The organism is Streptomyces sp. NPDC005791 (assembly GCF_042871485.1).
GTDB lineage: Bacteria > Actinomycetota > Actinomycetes > Streptomycetales > Streptomycetaceae > Streptomyces.
In genome coordinates this window covers 1-15,501 of sequence record NZ_JBIAIP010000021.1, presented here as the reverse complement: position 1 = coordinate 15,501, position 15,501 = coordinate 1, and the positions used below count along the sequence as shown (strand labels likewise).

24 protein-coding genes are annotated in these 15,501 nt (G+C 68.6%); 13 read left to right on the top strand and 11 right to left on the bottom strand.

What is annotated here, in order from left to right:
• Positions 1-23: 23 nt before the first annotated feature.
• Positions 24-917, top strand: coding sequence for a helix-turn-helix domain-containing protein (locus ACFYSH_RS30705; protein WP_388756706.1), 894 nt, complete (start codon positions 24-26; stop codon positions 915-917).
• Positions 914-1,150 (top strand): DUF397 domain-containing protein, encoded by a 237-nt coding sequence (locus ACFYSH_RS30700; protein ID WP_388756703.1) that lies wholly within the window; start codon positions 914-916, stop codon positions 1,148-1,150. The genes ACFYSH_RS30705 and ACFYSH_RS30700 overlap by 4 nt, the downstream gene beginning before the upstream one ends.
• A gap of 390 nt (positions 1,151-1,540) precedes the next feature.
• Here the strand turns inward: ACFYSH_RS30700 and ACFYSH_RS30695 are convergent, their stop codons facing one another.
• The 4 genes from ACFYSH_RS30695 to ACFYSH_RS30680 all read right to left on the bottom strand — a co-directional run bounded on the left by ACFYSH_RS30695 (position 1,541) and on the right by ACFYSH_RS30680 (position 4,450).
• Positions 1,541-2,059: a hypothetical protein gene (locus ACFYSH_RS30695; protein WP_388756700.1), complete on the bottom strand. Its 519-nt coding sequence runs from the start codon at positions 2,057-2,059 to the stop codon at positions 1,541-1,543.
• A gap of 59 nt (positions 2,060-2,118) precedes the next feature.
• Positions 2,119-3,291 (bottom strand): MAB_1171c family putative transporter, encoded by a 1,173-nt coding sequence (locus tag ACFYSH_RS30690; RefSeq protein ID WP_388756698.1) that lies wholly within the window; start codon positions 3,289-3,291, stop codon positions 2,119-2,121.
• A 1-nt stretch (position 3,292) separates the two neighbouring features.
• Positions 3,293-3,820 (bottom strand): secondary metabolite protein, encoded by a 528-nt coding sequence (locus ACFYSH_RS30685; protein WP_388756697.1) that lies wholly within the window; start codon positions 3,818-3,820, stop codon positions 3,293-3,295.
• 201 nt (positions 3,821-4,021) lie between these two features.
• Positions 4,022-4,450 carry a helix-turn-helix domain-containing protein gene (locus ACFYSH_RS30680; protein ID WP_388756695.1) on the bottom strand — a complete coding sequence of 143 codons (429 nt, stop codon included), beginning with the start codon at positions 4,448-4,450 and terminating at the stop codon, positions 4,022-4,024.
• A gap of 404 nt (positions 4,451-4,854) precedes the next feature.
• On the opposite strand from ACFYSH_RS30680, the gene ACFYSH_RS30675 reads away from it, so the two are divergent.
• The 9 genes from ACFYSH_RS30675 (at position 4,855) to ACFYSH_RS30635 (ending at position 11,907) form a co-directional block, all read left to right on the top strand.
• Entirely contained in the window at positions 4,855-5,181 is a 327-nt protein-coding gene (locus ACFYSH_RS30675) for a transcriptional regulator (protein WP_388756692.1), read from the top strand.
• 1 nt (position 5,182) lies between these two features.
• Complete coding sequence (locus ACFYSH_RS30670; protein ID WP_388756689.1) at positions 5,183-6,202, top strand: hypothetical protein; 1,020 nt, start codon at positions 5,183-5,185, stop codon at positions 6,200-6,202.
• Positions 6,202-6,903: an ATP-binding protein gene (locus ACFYSH_RS30665; RefSeq protein WP_388756686.1), complete on the top strand. Its 702-nt coding sequence runs from the start codon at positions 6,202-6,204 to the stop codon at positions 6,901-6,903. The genes ACFYSH_RS30670 and ACFYSH_RS30665 overlap by 1 nt, the downstream gene beginning before the upstream one ends.
• A 117-nt stretch (positions 6,904-7,020) precedes the next feature.
• Positions 7,021-7,587 carry a WhiB family transcriptional regulator gene (locus ACFYSH_RS30660; RefSeq protein ID WP_388756684.1) on the top strand — a complete coding sequence of 189 codons (567 nt, stop codon included), beginning with the start codon at positions 7,021-7,023 and terminating at the stop codon, positions 7,585-7,587.
• Positions 7,584-8,651, top strand: a complete 1,068-nt coding sequence (locus ACFYSH_RS30655) for a DUF2637 domain-containing protein (protein ID WP_388756681.1) — start codon at positions 7,584-7,586, stop codon at positions 8,649-8,651. Before ACFYSH_RS30660 ends, ACFYSH_RS30655 begins: the two co-directional genes overlap by 4 nt.
• Positions 8,652-8,741: 90 nt before the next feature.
• The gene (locus ACFYSH_RS30650; protein WP_388756678.1) at positions 8,742-8,966 is read left to right on the top strand and encodes a hypothetical protein; all 225 of its coding nucleotides are present in this window, start codon (positions 8,742-8,744) and stop codon (positions 8,964-8,966) included.
• On the top strand, positions 8,963-9,628 hold the full coding sequence (locus ACFYSH_RS30645) for a plasmid mobilization protein (protein ID WP_388756675.1): 666 nt from the start codon (positions 8,963-8,965) through the stop codon (positions 9,626-9,628). The genes ACFYSH_RS30650 and ACFYSH_RS30645 overlap by 4 nt, the downstream gene beginning before the upstream one ends.
• Complete coding sequence (locus ACFYSH_RS30640) at positions 9,628-11,397, top strand: relaxase/mobilization nuclease domain-containing protein (protein WP_388756854.1); 1,770 nt, start codon at positions 9,628-9,630, stop codon at positions 11,395-11,397. Before ACFYSH_RS30645 ends, ACFYSH_RS30640 begins: the two co-directional genes overlap by 1 nt.
• Before the next feature lie 105 nt (positions 11,398-11,502).
• Positions 11,503-11,907, top strand: coding sequence for a hypothetical protein (locus tag ACFYSH_RS30635; RefSeq protein WP_388756673.1), 405 nt, complete (start codon positions 11,503-11,505; stop codon positions 11,905-11,907).
• A 70-nt stretch (positions 11,908-11,977) separates the two neighbouring features.
• On the opposite strand, the gene ACFYSH_RS30630 is transcribed toward ACFYSH_RS30635, so the two are convergent.
• From ACFYSH_RS30630 to ACFYSH_RS30600, 7 genes are all read right to left on the bottom strand, one after another.
• Positions 11,978-12,211, bottom strand: a complete 234-nt coding sequence (locus ACFYSH_RS30630) for a hypothetical protein (protein WP_388756670.1) — start codon at positions 12,209-12,211, stop codon at positions 11,978-11,980.
• A gap of 22 nt (positions 12,212-12,233) precedes the next feature.
• Positions 12,234-12,470, bottom strand: a complete 237-nt coding sequence (locus ACFYSH_RS30625) for a MarR family transcriptional regulator (protein ID WP_388756667.1) — start codon at positions 12,468-12,470, stop codon at positions 12,234-12,236.
• 106 nt (positions 12,471-12,576) lie between these two features.
• The gene (locus ACFYSH_RS30620) at positions 12,577-12,906 is read right to left on the bottom strand and encodes an esterase (RefSeq protein WP_388756851.1); all 330 of its coding nucleotides are present in this window, start codon (positions 12,904-12,906) and stop codon (positions 12,577-12,579) included.
• A gap of 89 nt (positions 12,907-12,995) precedes the next feature.
• Positions 12,996-13,208, bottom strand: coding sequence for a hypothetical protein (locus tag ACFYSH_RS30615; protein WP_388756664.1), 213 nt, complete (start codon positions 13,206-13,208; stop codon positions 12,996-12,998).
• Positions 13,209-13,260: 52 nt separating this feature from the next.
• Positions 13,261-13,521 (bottom strand): hypothetical protein, encoded by a 261-nt coding sequence (locus ACFYSH_RS30610; protein ID WP_388756662.1) that lies wholly within the window; start codon positions 13,519-13,521, stop codon positions 13,261-13,263.
• 37 nt (positions 13,522-13,558) lie between these two features.
• On the bottom strand, positions 13,559-13,717 hold the full coding sequence (locus ACFYSH_RS30605; protein ID WP_388756659.1) for a hypothetical protein: 159 nt from the start codon (positions 13,715-13,717) through the stop codon (positions 13,559-13,561).
• An 81-nt stretch (positions 13,718-13,798) separates the two neighbouring features.
• Positions 13,799-14,137 carry a DUF317 domain-containing protein gene (locus ACFYSH_RS30600; RefSeq protein WP_388756656.1) on the bottom strand — a complete coding sequence of 113 codons (339 nt, stop codon included), beginning with the start codon at positions 14,135-14,137 and terminating at the stop codon, positions 13,799-13,801.
• A gap of 219 nt (positions 14,138-14,356) precedes the next feature.
• On the opposite strand from ACFYSH_RS30600, the gene ACFYSH_RS30595 reads away from it, so the two are divergent.
• Complete coding sequence (locus ACFYSH_RS30595) at positions 14,357-14,623, top strand: hypothetical protein (protein ID WP_388756653.1); 267 nt, start codon at positions 14,357-14,359, stop codon at positions 14,621-14,623.
• Between the two features lie 536 nt (positions 14,624-15,159).
• Positions 15,160-15,501: transposase (locus ACFYSH_RS30590; protein ID WP_388756650.1), on the top strand; the 342-nt coding region annotated here is incomplete at its 3' end.

Genomic DNA, 15,501 nt, shown 5'->3' with positions numbered 1-15,501 from the left:
GGCAGACCCGCCACACTGACTTCATGTCGGACGTACGCAAGGCCCCTTGGTCTCTCACCCACAGCGAGGTGGGCAGCCGACTGGAGGAGTTGCGGGAGCTCCGCGACCTGACCCAGCGCGCCGTCGTCGACCTTCTGCTGCAGGAACACGGCGTCAAGACCAACATCTCCACGCTCAGCAACATCGAGAACGGTAAAAGAAAAAGACTGCCGAGCGAGACCGTTGAAGCGTTGCTCGACGTGTACGGCGCCGAGTCGCAAGTGCGTCAGCACGTGCTCGACCTGCTCAGCGTGGACACGACGCCCGCCGGCCGTCCTCGCCGACCGGCCTCCTGGCGCCGAAACGCAACTTTGCTGGGCCCTACGCAGTTTGAGGGCTTCCTCCGGATGGAGCGCCGCGCGTCCTCCATCGACAACTACGAGAGGGAGCTGCTTCCCGGCCTGTTCCAGACCGAGGAGTACGCGCACGCCGTGATCATGGGTATGCGCCCCGACCTGAGCCCGAGGGAGGTCAAGGTTCTCGTCGACGTTCGCATGGAGCGACAACGGCAAGTCGACGAGTGGGCCATGGAGTCCTTCCGCGCTCTCATCAACCTCGAAGCGGTCAACGACGCAGCGTGCGACCTCATCCAGATCCGGCGCTTGCTCCAGGAGTGCGAGAAGTCGAAACAGGAAATTCGGCTTCTGCCCAAGCTCGGGTTCCATCCCGGCATGGCGGGCCCGTTCGTCGTCATGCACTTCCCCGAAGCCGCCCGAGAGGTCGCCTGGGCGGAGACCATGACCCACTCGGTGTACGTCGACACTGAGGCAAGCGTGCGTCTCTACACCGATGCTTTCACCGGAATGTGGGGGCGGGCACTCGCGCCCGATGAGACGTACATATACCTAGAGAACAAGATCAAGGAGCTCCAAAAGTGACCGTCGTGAAGCCCGAGCCGTCCACCTTCGACCTCGAAAGTGTCGAGTGGACCGTCTCCTCGCGCAGTGGAGGCAGTGGCAACTGCGTTCGAGTCGGCGTGCAGGGCGGCTACGTCCTGGTCGGCGACTCGCAGAATCCCGATCGGCTGCCCCACGTCTACACACCGTCTGAGGCCAAGGCATGGCTGGAAGGCGCGAAGGGCGGCGAGTTCGACTTCGTGCTCGACCTCTGACCTTGTCCTGAGGGCGGAGAGGGTCTGGGCTGGCTCCATGACATCTGGGGCCAACCCAGTCGTTTGCGCTTGGCGCTTGCTCGGTGCCACTCGTGCTTCACGACAAGCCCCGGTGGACGGGTTCTCGTGGCCAACAGCCGCGGCGAGCCGCAGATCACCACCATCGCGCGCGGACACACCGCGCAGACCATGGGCACGGACTCTGGAGGCGATCAACGACCGGGCCTCGCTCGGGTACGTGTACGGCGCCGTCACCGAGCACTGGGCTGGCGCCGGCGCGAGGACTCGGCGTGTTCCGGTTCCCAGCACGGCATTGCGTGGTTACCACGAGGTCCTTGGCGTGAGGGCCTGAGGTGCAACAGACCGGGCGAGTTGGGCCCTGACGGCGAGCTATCGCAGAAGCCCAAAGGTTACGGCAGCGGCTAGTCCACCGAGCAGGGCGCCGACGATGGTTTGGGCGACGGTGTGGTCCCGGAGCTGAACACGGGACCATCCGATCGCAGCGACCACGAGAGCGAGGAGGGCGAGTGGGAGCCCAAAGGCGAGCGTCAAGATCGTGACCACGCCGCCGGCGACGGCGGTGTGGACCGAGACCTTCCACCAGATGGTGACCACCATGGTGGCAGCCAGACCGACGAGCATGGCGATGACCAGAGCGAAGACCTCGCGCGGGCCATCGAAGACGACCAGAAGCAAGATCCCGACCAGCACAGAGACCATGGTCGCTGTGAGCGGGACCGCTCGCTGGGAGCGCACCTTGATGTGCTTGTCCGTCCAAGAACCGCGCTTCACACCAAGCAGGATGATGGCGAAGGGAATCCCTCCACAGAACAGCGCAGCGAGAAGCCCCCAGGCGAGGCCCTCGAAGCTTTTCGTGCTGTGCCACCCGATGACCAGCAGGATGGCCATTACGAGATAAGCGGGTGCGAGGGCATCGGTAACTATGCGTGCGAGACGAGTTTTGGAGTTCATCCTGATTTCCGGGCTGAGGCGAATTCTAGAACAATGGCGGATTCGTACGCAGTGGCCAGGTGTTTCAGGGCCTCAACCTCGCTGTGGAGGTCCTGACCGCCGCTGGCAGGAGAAGTGTGTTCGCCTATACGGGCGTCACCATGCTCGCGTGCCGCCTTGGCCCTGACCAACCAGCATGCCTCGGCGTAGATCCCGGCCTGCGCGCCTACGAGGCCCTTCTCAGCTACGTAGCTTGCAGCCTCGGATCGCAGAGCTGGGGAGGCGTGGTCTCCAAGATCCAGAATTGCATCCCGGATTTCTATACCCCGTCGGTACAGACGGTCGCGCGTACGACGGAAGTGGAGAGCATCCGATCTTCTGCTGCGTGGCGGATCGAGACGCACGGAAGGGACAGCAGCAGTGAGATCGAGCCACAGGGGGTAGAGCCGTACGAGAGCGAGATGGGCGCGGCCCCATCTGCGGAGCCGTCGGGCGGCGGGCAAGGTGCTGCCGGCGAGGATGAAGACCAAAGCGCCGAACAGGAAAATGTTGCTGATTCGTTCGTCCGCCTGAGCCGTCAGAGGAGCGACGTCGAAAAAGCGCAGTGCCAAGGCGAGCACGCGATGGCCCGCGTAACAGATACCGAGCGCCGTTCCCAGCCCAGTCAGCTGAAGCCCGCGCCCAAGAAGTCCAGTACCCGGCAAACGACCCCATTGCCAGCACAGTCGAGTTGCGCTGACAAGAGCGGCACCGAGATATCCGGACCAGATCACGCCGTAAGTAGCGATCCGCCAGTCGTCGGCGAAGTCCGTGAGTAGGTCGGTGGCTTCACTGGGTAGTGGAGCGGCAAAGAACAGCAGGATCAGGCTCGCTCCTGCGATCAAGGGAACAGCGATGTGCAGGCGCGAATTTCTGAGAGCTTTGGCCTGTTCCTGCGCGACGTCGTGTACGAACATCAGCACGGCGTACGCTGCTGCGATACCTGCCAGATGCTTGAAGAGAGTCGCCAGGTTGTTAATCCGCAACCAGGCATCCACAGCAGTCGCAATGCTGTCCGGGCGAATCGTCATGGCGATTGACAAGGCGAAGAAGGCCACCCACAGAGGACGCTTGGCTGAGACACGCCACGCAGCGGGCGCACGCCATGCCGTAACGACCCACAGGAGAGCAGCGGGAATGAGGGAAATCATCTCAAGAGTCGCTCAACGCATCGTCGAGCCGTTGCAAGACGGGGTTGTTCCTGGTCTCGCTGGGGGAGAACAGGTTGGCTTTCCTGGCTAGAAGGTCGGCGAACTGCTCGGCAGCTCGCTCATCCTCCGTGTTGTAGCTAGCCCGCCCGAGCACACTTTTCACGGCCGACGGGTCGACTTGTGAAAAAAGATGGGCCAGCTGTTCAAGCTGAAGCGAGGTATGGCCTAGAAGCATGTGGCTGACCTCATGAAGGACGATGTGCGTGCGGTGCAGTGGGGAAGTTGCTTCCTCGTGGAATATGTGGTCAGCCCGCTCTGTGGCGATCCACGCTCCACACGGCACCCCAGTGGCGGTAATTCCCGGCGTGCTGTGAAGGTGCAAGGGCCGCCCCCGTTGCACGGACAGCCTCTCGCAGAAGAGCTGTACGTCGAACGGGTCGGGGATCTCCGTCGCAGCGAGCAAGTCTTCGAAGCCTGGAGGTCGCGCCCCGCCGCCGCCCGCCCGGCCGAAATGACTGCGCAGATTCAAGGTACGGCTCCGGTTCAACGCCTTACCGAAGCGTTCCCTTCGGCCAAATCACGATACGACAGGGAGCGCGCGTGAATCGGCCAGGTGAATGTGAGGAATGCAATTATTGATCGTCCGTCAGTTGATCAAGTGGGAAATTGGTACATACTGCGACCTTTTGTTGCCTGCTGTCGCGCCTCGCCGGCGGTGCGGTGACGACCGTCACGTGCTCGGCTTCGGGGCGTCGTCCTGCAACCCTTCCAGTGCGCGTGCTCTTTCGATGAAGCCGCTGATCGTCGAGAGCGTCTCCGTTGACAGGCCGGCGGCGCGCAAGGCTACGGCGCGGACATCGGCGTCCCGCATGGTCGTCAGCAAGGCCAGTTCGGCTTCGATCCGCTCCGACTGCTCAGCGTCGAAGAAGTAGGCGGGAGGCACGCCGAAGAAGGAGGCCAGGGCTCTGATCGTCTCCAGCTTCGGGTTGCGGTTGCCTCCTGTCCGAAGTTGCTGGATGGCGCTGGCCGAGATGGACACGCCCTGGCGCTCCCGGATACCGGCGGACACCTCGGCGTACGTGTACGGCCCTCGCCCCTTGGGGTGCATGTCTCTGAAGAGTCGGTCGAGCAGTTCCGAGAACTGTCGCTCTGTAGTCATTCGGTCCGTATCCCTTCGCCGCTGGGGCGAGTTTATCCACTCCGGTCGCGCCTCGCGTTCGAGCGTACCGGCTGACGACACTGCAGTTGACGAAGTGGCGCGATCGCAGTGTATGTTGATCACCACTTCATCGACTGGAGTGTTAAGCCCCTGGTCAAAGGGGTGCCGATGGTGGACTTGTGGCCAGGCTCACCATATGGTCCTGGTCCACGCAGACGCCTGCCCGGCGCTGCAGCCGCCAACGAGAGGGGCAGGGAGCCGTAGAAGAGGGCCCAGCGCCCGGGAGCTGTAACTCCCGGAACGCCAGGCCGACACTCCGAGGAGTGCCGACTCACATCTCGCGGGCGGCGGGGCTTTTGCACGAGAACCGCCGCACCGCGTTCTTACGAACAACGGAGTATCGCATGCTCGCCATGCCGAGCGGAATCCCGGCCTGCCCGGACACCGACCGCCAGCACCGCCTCGCCGCCCAGCTCGCCGACATGATCCCGGGCGCGGCGACCATCCGGGTCAGCCTTACCGACCCGCAACAGACGTGGCCCCACCCTCACGCCATAGTCAAGGACGAGGCCGGGGAGACCATGGAACTGGTCCGGACTGCAGCCAGGGCCGCAGCCCGCTGGATCCTTCGGGTCTGGCCGAAGGTGGACTGGACCAGGCCGCACACCTTCGACCTCGCCACCGCGGTCCTCACTCGCAGCGACTTGATCTCTGCCGATCGGGGCCGCTGACATGGCGCGGATACGCACCATCAAGCCGGAGGCGTTCATCTCCGAGTCGCTCGCCGAAGTAAGCGTCGAGGCAGAACGGACCTTCTTCGGCCTGCTCACCCAGGCCGACGACCACGGTCGCCACCGGGACAACGCTGCGATCATCGCTGGGCTGCTCTGGCCGCTGCGCGCTGAGCACACCTCGGTCCACGTCGAGGACGATCTTCACCAGCTCGCGACTGCCGGTCTGATCTGCCGGTACACCGGCTGCGACGGCCGCCGCTACCTGCACATCGTGACCTGGTCAATGCATCAGAAGATCGACAAGCCGAGCCAGTCCCGCCTGCCCTCCTGCCCGCAGCACCACGGTGCCGACCGGTGCGGCACCTGCAGGGGGACCTGCACCAAGCGAGTCGAGGAGTCGCCCATTCCTACCCGAGGGTTCGGCGAGGCTTCGCCGAACCCTCCCCGCGCCCTCGATCTGCCCGCGCTGCCCGCCGCGACACCTCGCGGCCACGCCGAGCAGGCTCCCGCCGTTCAGCAGGATGCCTTCGACGGCATGGTCGGCGCCCCTAGTCGCCCAGACATGAAAAGTGCAGGTCAGGAGGCATTCGCCGAGCCCTCTCCGAACCTTCCCCGAAATTTCGGAGAGGGCTCGGCGCCTGGATCTAGGATCTTGGATCCTGGATCTTCTATCCCTACGGGGCGCACAGCGCCCGCACCCACCGTCTCGGCCAACCAGCTCGTCGGCGAGTACATCACTGCCTGCGACGAGCGTCCGCCCAGCGACGTGATCGGGCACCTCGGGCGGATCACCAAGAAGCTCCTGGGCGAGGGCATCGCCCCGGAGCACATCCGGGCCGGGCTGCAGACCTTCGCGGCCAACCCCAAGCACCCCAGCGTGCTGACCAGCATGGTCAACGAGGCCATGAACGTCCGCTCCGGCGGTTTGGCCCGCCCGGGAATCCGGCCTAACGTGCCCGCCCACCAGGCGTGGACCAACCCGGCCAACGCTGCCACCGCCTACGCCGAGGAGCTGTGATGCGCACCCGTAACCGCGAACCGCAGACCCTCGCCAGCGAGGGAACGCTGGACCGGATGGCCCGGATCCTGGCTGCCCGCAACATCGACCCGGCCGCCGAGCTGCCCGACGAACCCGAGCCCTTCTCCCCGCTGGACGCCCTGTCCGCCGGCATGCCCCCGCGCTACCGGGCCGCCATCGCCGACCACCCCCAGGTCCTGGCCTGGGTCCGGGACGTCGCCGAGGCGGCCGTCGCCCCCAGCCGAGGAGCCCGCCGGCAGGTCGCCACCGGGCCCAGCCTGCTGATGGCCGGGGTCGTCGGCGCGGGCAAGACCCATCAGGCGTACGGCGCGGTCCGGCTGCTGGTGCAGGGCGGAGTCGGCGTGCGCTGGCGCGCGACCACCGCCGCCGACCTGTACGCCGACCTGCGCCCTCGGCCCGGGGTCGACAGCGAGCGGGAACTGGCGGCCGTCAGCCGCTGCCCGCTCCTGATCATCGACGACCTCGGCGCGGCCAAGGCCAGTGACTGGACCGAGGAGATCACCTACCGGCTGATCAACCGCCGGTACAACTACGAACTCCCGACCCTGATCACCACCAACCTGCGCATCAGCGACCTCCGGGCCTACCTCGGCGACAGGGTCGCGTCCCGGCTCGCGCAGATGACTACCCGGGTCGAGTTCGAAGACGTCGACCGCAGACGCTACCGCGCCGCCGCCTGACCCGAAGCAGGCCGCTACACCGGGCCGCGCCCTCCGCACGCCGCCCCGAGCACCTTCCCGACCAGCGCACCTCTCCGCAGACGCCCCTGCGCGCGGAGAGCGATCGGAGCACCCCGCATGACCACCACGACGATCACCCCTGCCCCCCACCGCCTCCTCGGCGACCACACCTGGCAGGGCGAGGCCGTCTGCCACAACACCGAGTACAACCCGGTGGACCCCGAGATCTTCTTCCCGGAGCCTGACGAGACCGACAAGATCACCGCCGCGAAGTCACTGTGCGGCCAGTGTCCGGTCCGCCGCGCCTGCCTGGACGCCGCGCTGGAAGGCGGCGACACCGACGGCATCCGGGGCGGACTGACCGAGGAGGAGCGCGGACCGCTGCACAAGAAGCTCGCCCACCGCTTCGACTACAGCCGCGTCAACGCCACCATCGCCGGGCGTGACGTCCACCTCACCACGGCCGAACGCCGCGCGGTCGTCCACGCCGCCTACCGCCACGGAGTGACCGAGCAGCGCCTGGCCTGGCTCCTGAAGATCACCGAGGAGCACGCCCAGAAGCTGTACCGCGAGATCCGCCGCGCCCTGCGCAACCGAGACCTGCCGCAGAACGCGGAGACCATCACCTCACCTGCGACCGACGGTGAACACCTGGGCCGCGACGACTTCGGGACGGCGGCGTGAGCGCCACGAGCGCGCCGAAGACGGCGCACATCTCCGGTTGGGACCGCGCGGTCGTCATCGCCCTGGGCGGCGCGGGATGCGCCCTGTCCTACGACGCCCTCCAGCAGATGGCCGGCGCCATCCACGTCCGCGGTTTCCTGACCTACCTCTTCCCCCTGGTGATCGACGGGTTCATCGCCTACGGCGTACGGGCCCTCCTGGTCCTCCGCGAGGCACCCATGCGCGCCCGGCTTTACGTCTGGGCCCTCTTCGGCACGGCCACCGCCGCCAGCATCTGGGCCAACGCGCTCCACGCGGTCCGGCTCAACGAAGAGATGGTCGCCGACACCGGGCTCCGGCTCGGAGACACGGTGGTCGCCGTGCTGTCCACCATCGCCCCGCTCGCGCTGGCCGGAGCGGTCCACCTCTACATCCTCATCGCCCGGGGGCCGGTCAAAGACAGTGACCGCGAGGACTCCGGTCAGGGCGGTCACCTCGGTCAGGCTGACCGGCCCGAGGGCATAGCGGTCACCCGGACTGACCGGGTCGGTCAGCAGCAGCCGCAGGTCGGTCAAGTCAGCGCCGGGCAGCCGGTCACCGCTCTGGCTAACCGACCCCGACCGTCCTTGAACAAGCAGGCACCGAGTCCTCGGTCACTGACCGGGGACAGCGCCCCGGCGGACAGTAGCTCGGTCAGTCCGGGTGACCGCGAACAGCAGCGCGAGGCCCCTGACCTGCACGGACAGTCGGACACCGCGCCGCCGGTCACTGACCGTGCGGTCGGTACCGAGCCGGTCACCGGCAACCAGGACAGCCACACGCCGGACACCGACCGGCCGGTCACTCCGCCGCCGGTCACTGACCGGGACACCCGGACAGTCAGTGACCGGCGGAGTGACCCGGACACCGAGGAGCTGCTGAAGATCGCCCGGTCAGCGGTCAGGGCCGAGGACAAGCTGACCCGCAAGGTGGTCGCCCAGGCGATCCGAGGTCAGCAGATACCGCTGTCCAGCGACACCTTGACCGCCCTGATGGCCCAGCTCCGCGAGCAGCACGGACAGCCGGTCACCTCCGCCCGGAACTGACCGGCCATCACAAAGCGGGTGACCGAGCCGGCAACCCCGACCGGTCACCCGCTCCCCAAATCCTTCCGAAGCGAACCGGAGAACCCCCGCATGCGCACCCACCCGGCCACATCTGCCGAGGTCGATTCCTTGCTGACCGTCCTGCACCAGCGAGGCCACCTCCACCGCGCCCAAGCCGGCCCCGACAACACCTGGACCGTGCAACGAACCCGGGACTCTCGCCCCTGGACCCTGCACCACCCGGTCCTGGCCATGGACTGGATCGAGGAACTCGTCCGCGAAATCCGTCAGCAGAACCCGGAGACGCACCGGTGACCGACAACGACCCGGTGGCCACCACGGACGGACAGCAGCGTGACCCCACGACGGCTCCTGGCGGAGCAAGCTATCGCGTACGACGGTCCTACGGCCCGTCGTACGCACTTGCCCCCGCCCCAGAGAGTGGGGGAAGCCCGGCTGGTCCCCGAGCGAGGGCGCTCGGGGACCAGCCGGGCAACCGGCACCAGGGGGCGCCGGTCACCGGGGGAGAAGCAGATGACCCTGCCGACCGCGAGCAGCCGAGCCCGAGCACGCCCGCCTTCCCCGACCGCACCCCGCGCCGCCGTAGCCGCAACCCGAGCCAGCGCACCCGCAAGACGACCACCCGCCTCTCCGACACCGAGAAAGCCGAGATCACCGACGCCGCCACCCAACGCGGCGTCACCGTCGCCCGCTTCCTCGCCACCGCCGGCCTGAGCGCCGCCCGCGGACGCGCCGCCGTGCACAGCAACGACCAACTCGACACCGCCATCGACGAACTCGCCGCCCTACGCACCGCGCTGGCCCGGATCGGCAACAACATCAACCAGATCGCCTTCGTCCTCAACAGCGGTGGCCACCCGCGCGCCGGTGAACTCGAACACGCGCTGGGCGCGCTGACCGGACTTCTCGCCCGCGTCGATGACGCGGCGAACGTCCTGGTGACTCGGCGGCTGTGATGGTTCCCGATATCGGGCGCGGCTCCCGCACCCACGGCCTCCTCGTCTACCTGTACGGCCCCGGACGACGTGAGGAGCACACCGACGCGCACCTCGTCGGCTCCTGGGACGGCTTCGCCCCCGACCCCGGCCGCGACACCGGCCTCGACCCCGACCCGAAGGTCACCCTCGCCCGGCTCACCGCCGCTCTGGACCTCCGGGTCAAGCAGGCCGGCGACCGCGGGCCCGCCAAGCACGTCTGGCACTGCTCGGTCCGCACCGCCCCCGGCGACCGGTGGCTCGGCGACGAGGAGTGGAACGCCGTCGCCCAGCGCATCGTTCACGCCACCGGCATCGCCCCGGACGGGGACCCCGACGGCTGCCGGTGGATCGCCGTCCGCCACGCGGAGGACCACATCCACATCGTCGCCACCCTCGTACGTGGCGATCTGCGCAACCCGCGCCTGAACTACGACTTCAACAAGGCCCAGGCCGAATGCCGCCGCATCGAGAAGGAGATGGGCCTGCGCCGACTCAACGCCGGCGACGGAACCGCAGCGAAGAACCCCACCAGCGCCGAGAAGTTCAAAGCCGAGCGCACCGGCCGCCCGGAGCCCTCGCGCCAGACGCTCCGCGAAGCCGTCCGCCAGGCCCTCGCCGGAGCCGACGACGAGAAGGAGTTTTTCACCCGGCTGCGCGAGGCGGGCCTGCGGGTCAAGGTGCGCCACGCCCCGTCCGGCGACGCCCTTGGGTACAACGTGGCCCTGCCTGGCGACCGCAACCGCCATGGCGAGCCGGTCTGGTACCCGGGTTCCAAACTGTCCCCGGACCTCTCCTTGCCGAAGATCCGCCTCCGGTTGGCCGACGGTACCGCCGAGCAGGCAGTGCCTCCGGCCGCCGACGGGCGGGCGGACTGGTCCCCGCCCGCCCGCGAGCGACGCAGCGCCACCGGCATCGCCGAGCGTGCCGCCGGCCTCCTCGACGACGGCGACGACAATGCCGCCGCCCAGCTCGTGGGCGTCGGAGAACTCCTGGACGCGGTCGCCCAGACCTCCCCGGCCGCCACCCGCGCCGAGCTGGCTGCCGCCGCCCGAGCCTTCGAGCGGGCAACCCGCAGCCACGTCCGCGCCGAACGCGCCGACACCCGGGCGCTCCGCTCGGCCGCCCGGGGCATCGTCCAGGCCGGTGGCGCGCTCGGCCGGGGCGAGGACGGCGGCACCACCGCCATGCTCCTCTCCACCCTGGTCCTGGTCACCCTCGCCGCTGCCCACTGGCACTCCGCCCGCGGCCACGCCCAGCAGGCTCACGCCTCCCGACAAGCCGCCGCACACCTGCGAACGGCCTACCACCAGGCCGCCGCCACGCCGATGCGCGTGCTGCACGACCAGGGCCGTGCCCTCCCCGAGGCCCAACGCCGGACGCACGAGGCCACCCTCCGTGCGGTTCTGCCGAAACCGGGCGTACGAGCAGAGGGCACACCGACAAGGACCGACGCCTTGGTCGCCACCCTCGCCCAAGCCGAGCGGAAGGGCCACGACCCCGAGGCACTCCTACGGCAGGCCATCGACATGCGCGAACTCGACACCGCCGAGGACGTGAACGACGTCCTGGTGTGGCGCCTTCGCCGCCTCGCCCAGCTCCCCGCCCACCCGGGCGAAGCTCCGCGCCGGCCGCAGGCCGACACCCGCCCGACCAAGACCCCGGCCAGCCGCACCAGCGAACGCAACGCCCCTGCGGCGGCGGTCCGCCCGGCCGTCCCCGACCCGCGCAGCCGCGCACCGCGCCGCTGATCAGCTCATCCGGAGGCCGACTACTGGCCGACCGGACTCCATGAAACCCCCTAACAGCCGGTTCCACCGGCTGTTAGGGATGAAAACAGGACCCTCGACCGGGAGATGACGCTCGTGCTCAGAACCACCAACCGCACCACGGAGCCGGCACCCGCGCTGCCCGTCCCTCCCACCGGCACCGACCCCCTGCTGCAACTTCAGTACGAGACGCAGCCGGCCGACGGACCCGGCGCGACACGCTGCGTCGGCCACCCACACGAGCTGGCCCTCGGCGGCATACCCGCGAGGTGCGCGGCCTGCCGGGCCCGGCGCGACTGGCTGCTCATCAACCACGGCCGCAACGTCTGGATCCGCTGCCGGTGCGGCAACCAGTGGCTCGAACCCGAGATCAACCGCGCCGACTTCGACGCCCTGATCGGCGGCCCGAACGGGACTACCTATCCGAGCGTCGAGGAGGGCCTGGCCGCACTCGGCTTCGACGGCGTCTTCGCCGGCACCTACCTGGAGTAGGCGAGCAACAGACCAAACGCCGAGGGGTGCCACCGATACATCGGTGGCACCCCTCGGTGTTCTGGAATGGTCAGCCGCGCTTGGTGCCCTTTGGCAGCTCGCCCCGGAAGCCGCATCCGGGGCACTCGTCCTCACCTTGGATGTGACCCTCGTACCAGCTGTGGACCGCAGCGTGCAGGATCGCGTCCTCGACGGAGACCTCGCCGCTGTGGACCGCCTTGATGGCGTTACCGACGATCAACCGGAGCACTACGTTGTCGGTTGAGGGGAACGGCGGGGAGGGCATCGGAGAGTCGGTCGTCATGGCCGAACCCTACGGGTGCCGGTCAGTCAGACGGAGCGTTCTCCTGCGGGGAGGAGCGGTGCAGGTCGCTGCGGAATCCCCGGCCGACCGGCTTCCAGCGCTGGAAGGTGGCCGGCTTCCAGCGGGGCCGGTCCGGCACGCTGTCGTCGTCGGGTACGGGCAGGCTGCCCCGGCTCTTTCGGCTGCGGGCGGCACCGACGCTGATACCCAGGTGGGCGGCGACCTCGGTGTAGCCCCAGAGCTGCTGGTCGTCGGCCATGGCGTTCCTCCTCGTTCGTCGGGATGAGCGTACGCAACGCGCGGGTGGGTCCACGGTAAGGCCGCCCCTGCCTGATCGGCGCGGGGCGGCCTTCTGTGGTCCTGGGTCAGACTCCGGCGAGGCGGTTCGAGAGGTCGAGGGCGTCGGTCGCGAACGTGAGGGCGGCGCACAGGCCGGTCACCTCGTGGAGGGTCGGACGGACCAGGCGCGGCCAGTCGTCCGGGGCGGCGGGCCAGGAGGCGAGGTGCACCTCGGTGGTGGCCAGGCCCAGGTGGGCGGTGACGTCCCAGCCGGTGAGGGGGGCGGGCCCCCAGTGCAGACGGATACGGCCGAGGGGGAGTCTGGGAGTTCCGGTGGCGAGCCACGTGATGTCGAGCGGGCCGTCGGGCCGGGCGGAGACACGCCGGACCAGCGCGCCGTTCACGCCGTCCGGCATGGGGCGCACGGCGAGGTTGTGCAGCGGAAGGACGGGCGAAGGGTGGGATCGCGACGAGATGGAAGCCTCCGTGGTGTTGAGGGAACTGGTCAGGCCCAGGCGAGGGCATCGCGGGCCCCAGCCGGGAGATAGCCCTCCTGGCCGTCCTCGGCGATGAACGCCGTGCCGTCCCGGACGACGACATCGGCCCCCACGTAGTGGGCGAAGGGAAAGTCTGGGTTGACGGCGAGGCGGACCGGCAGGTTGGGGTCGAGCCCCTGGAGCTGGCGGAGCAGGTGGCCGACGGTCAGGTACTGGGGCATGGGAACCTCCGAGAGCGGTACGGGAAGACGAGTCCGGGCCGGTGGCGGCGCGTCAGAAGGCGTCGAGGCGGGGCAGGTCGCGGAGGACATCCGGCCCTTGGGCATGGTCGGCGAGATGCCGCTTGCGGCACTCGTTGACGTAGCCCTTGCCGCAATCCTTCTTCTCCCAGTCGCCGCATGAGCAGACGGCCTTCGTGCACGCACGGCCGGGGCAGTCGGGGTGGAGCGGCTTGCCGGAGTTAGTGTGCTTGTGGTCTGCCGGGCAGAGAGTGGCGTCGGCGTGGTGGTTGGTGAGCGGGGCGCGGAAAGACATGGTGGGCAGCTCCTCGTAGGTGGGGTGGGGCACACGGTCATTCAGTGAGGTCGCGCCGCCGCAGGCGCGCTTCGGCGCGGCGGCGGATGGTCTTGGCGCGGCGGCCGTACTGACCGGGCAGGTAATAGCAGGTGCAGCGGCGGGCGTAAGCGTATTTACGGCGGTAGCCGGGGCGGGTGGCCAGGAGCATGCGCACGGGACGAAACCCCCTGTCGGGCGGACGAGCACGCCGGTGAACGGGGTGGGCCGGTACCGGCCCACCCCAGCGGTTCAGCGGTCAGCGGGAGGAATGGGCGGCGAGGAATCCGGCGACAGCCTCGGAGGGAGTGTGGGTGCCGAACTCCTGGACCCACGCGTCACCGTGGGCGGGCTGAACCCGGACGTGCCAGACGGTGCCGCGCTTCCAGGCAGTGGCCTCCTCCGGGAGCCAGCCGACGTAGACGCAGCCGTCGGGGCTGGTCGCGTGGACGTTGGCCTCCGGGGTATCGACGATCACCCAGCCGAGGCCGTCGAGAAGGTCGAGTACCGGGGCGGCGCAGTGGTCGGAGGTGAGCCAGTGGCGGTCTTCCACGGCGGGGCGGACGACGGCGGGCAGGAGGGCGGCGGAGATGTTCACGGTTAGACGATCCCTTCGTTGACCTGCGGTTTTCCCGATCCCCGTACGTTGACATGAAACATGCCGAAGTACGTAGTCGTTTCCCCGAGGGAAACGTCTGCCGTGGGCGAACTGGAGATCGCCAGCGGGTGGCCGCAGGCCGGGGGAATGGATCGGTGAACGCGGTTGTCGTACCTGGGTTGCGGCGACAGGCCGCACGAGAACGAAGGGGGTGCAGGGATGGCAGAGGCGAGCAGACCCTGGGACGGAGCCGGGCTGGAGCGCAAGATCCGCGCTGCCGGGCGGCCGTGGACCGTGGGCGACATCGGGATGGTCGCCGACGGCCAGTGGGGCGTCGACACGCAGGCCGACAGGTGGCCGGACGAGGAGACGGTGGTGGAGCACCGGGTCGCGGACAGCCGACGCGTCGAGCTGACGCTGGAGGAGCTGGCCCGCGCGGTGAGCCCCCGTAGCGAGGAGGCCCACCGCGACGAGGACCTCGCCTGACCGTTTAGCGACGCGGCCCCGCAGCGGGCGTCGGCGGCCCGACGACAGCCGAAGGAGCGGGCGGGCCGGGCAATCTGGCTTGGGACATTGGGCGCATGCCCGGAGCGGGCGACAGCGGCCTGGGCCAGGTGTCCGACGTCGCCGCGGATGGTGCCGTCCGCCAGGCCCGCCGAGGCTCGGGCAAAGACGAACCCAGCCGGTACGTCGGTCTCGAACCGCTCCTCCGCCGACGCTGGCGCCCAGCGGTCGCGCAGATCACATACGACTACCAGCGCCGCCAACCCGAGCCCCCTCGCCTTCGGCCCAACTGTGGGCCGGCCGGACGGAGTCCGAACCCTTCGGAAGTTACGACGCAAGACCGCAGACCATACGAAGGAGGAAGAGCCCCTGCCCACAGAGGCAAGGACTCAGCGGGGCTCAGAGAAACTCACGGGATGTTACACGCCCGAAGTGTGGGCATTAGGGCTTGTATCGAGTTGTGATCAATCTGCGGGATTCGCCCTCGCTTCGGGGGCGGATCGTGTAGTCCGGTGTGCATGACGCGGAGACAGCTGACGGACAAGGAGTGGGGGTACGTGGAGCCGTACCTGCCGATCGGCGAGTACGGGCCGTACCCCAAGAAACTGCGCGAGCAGTTCGAGGGTGTGATCTGGAAGTTCCGCTCGGGCGCACAGTGGCGGGAGATGCCGGCCGAGTTCGGTGCCTGGCCCACCGTGTACAACCGGTTCCGCCAGTGGCGGGACGCCGGGGTCTTCGAGAACCTGCTGGAAGGTCTGATCGCGAAGGCCGCGGAGCGGGGTGAGGTGGACCTTTCGCTGGTCAGCGTGGACTCCACCACCGCACGTGCCCACCACGACGCCGCCGGGATGCGCCTTGAT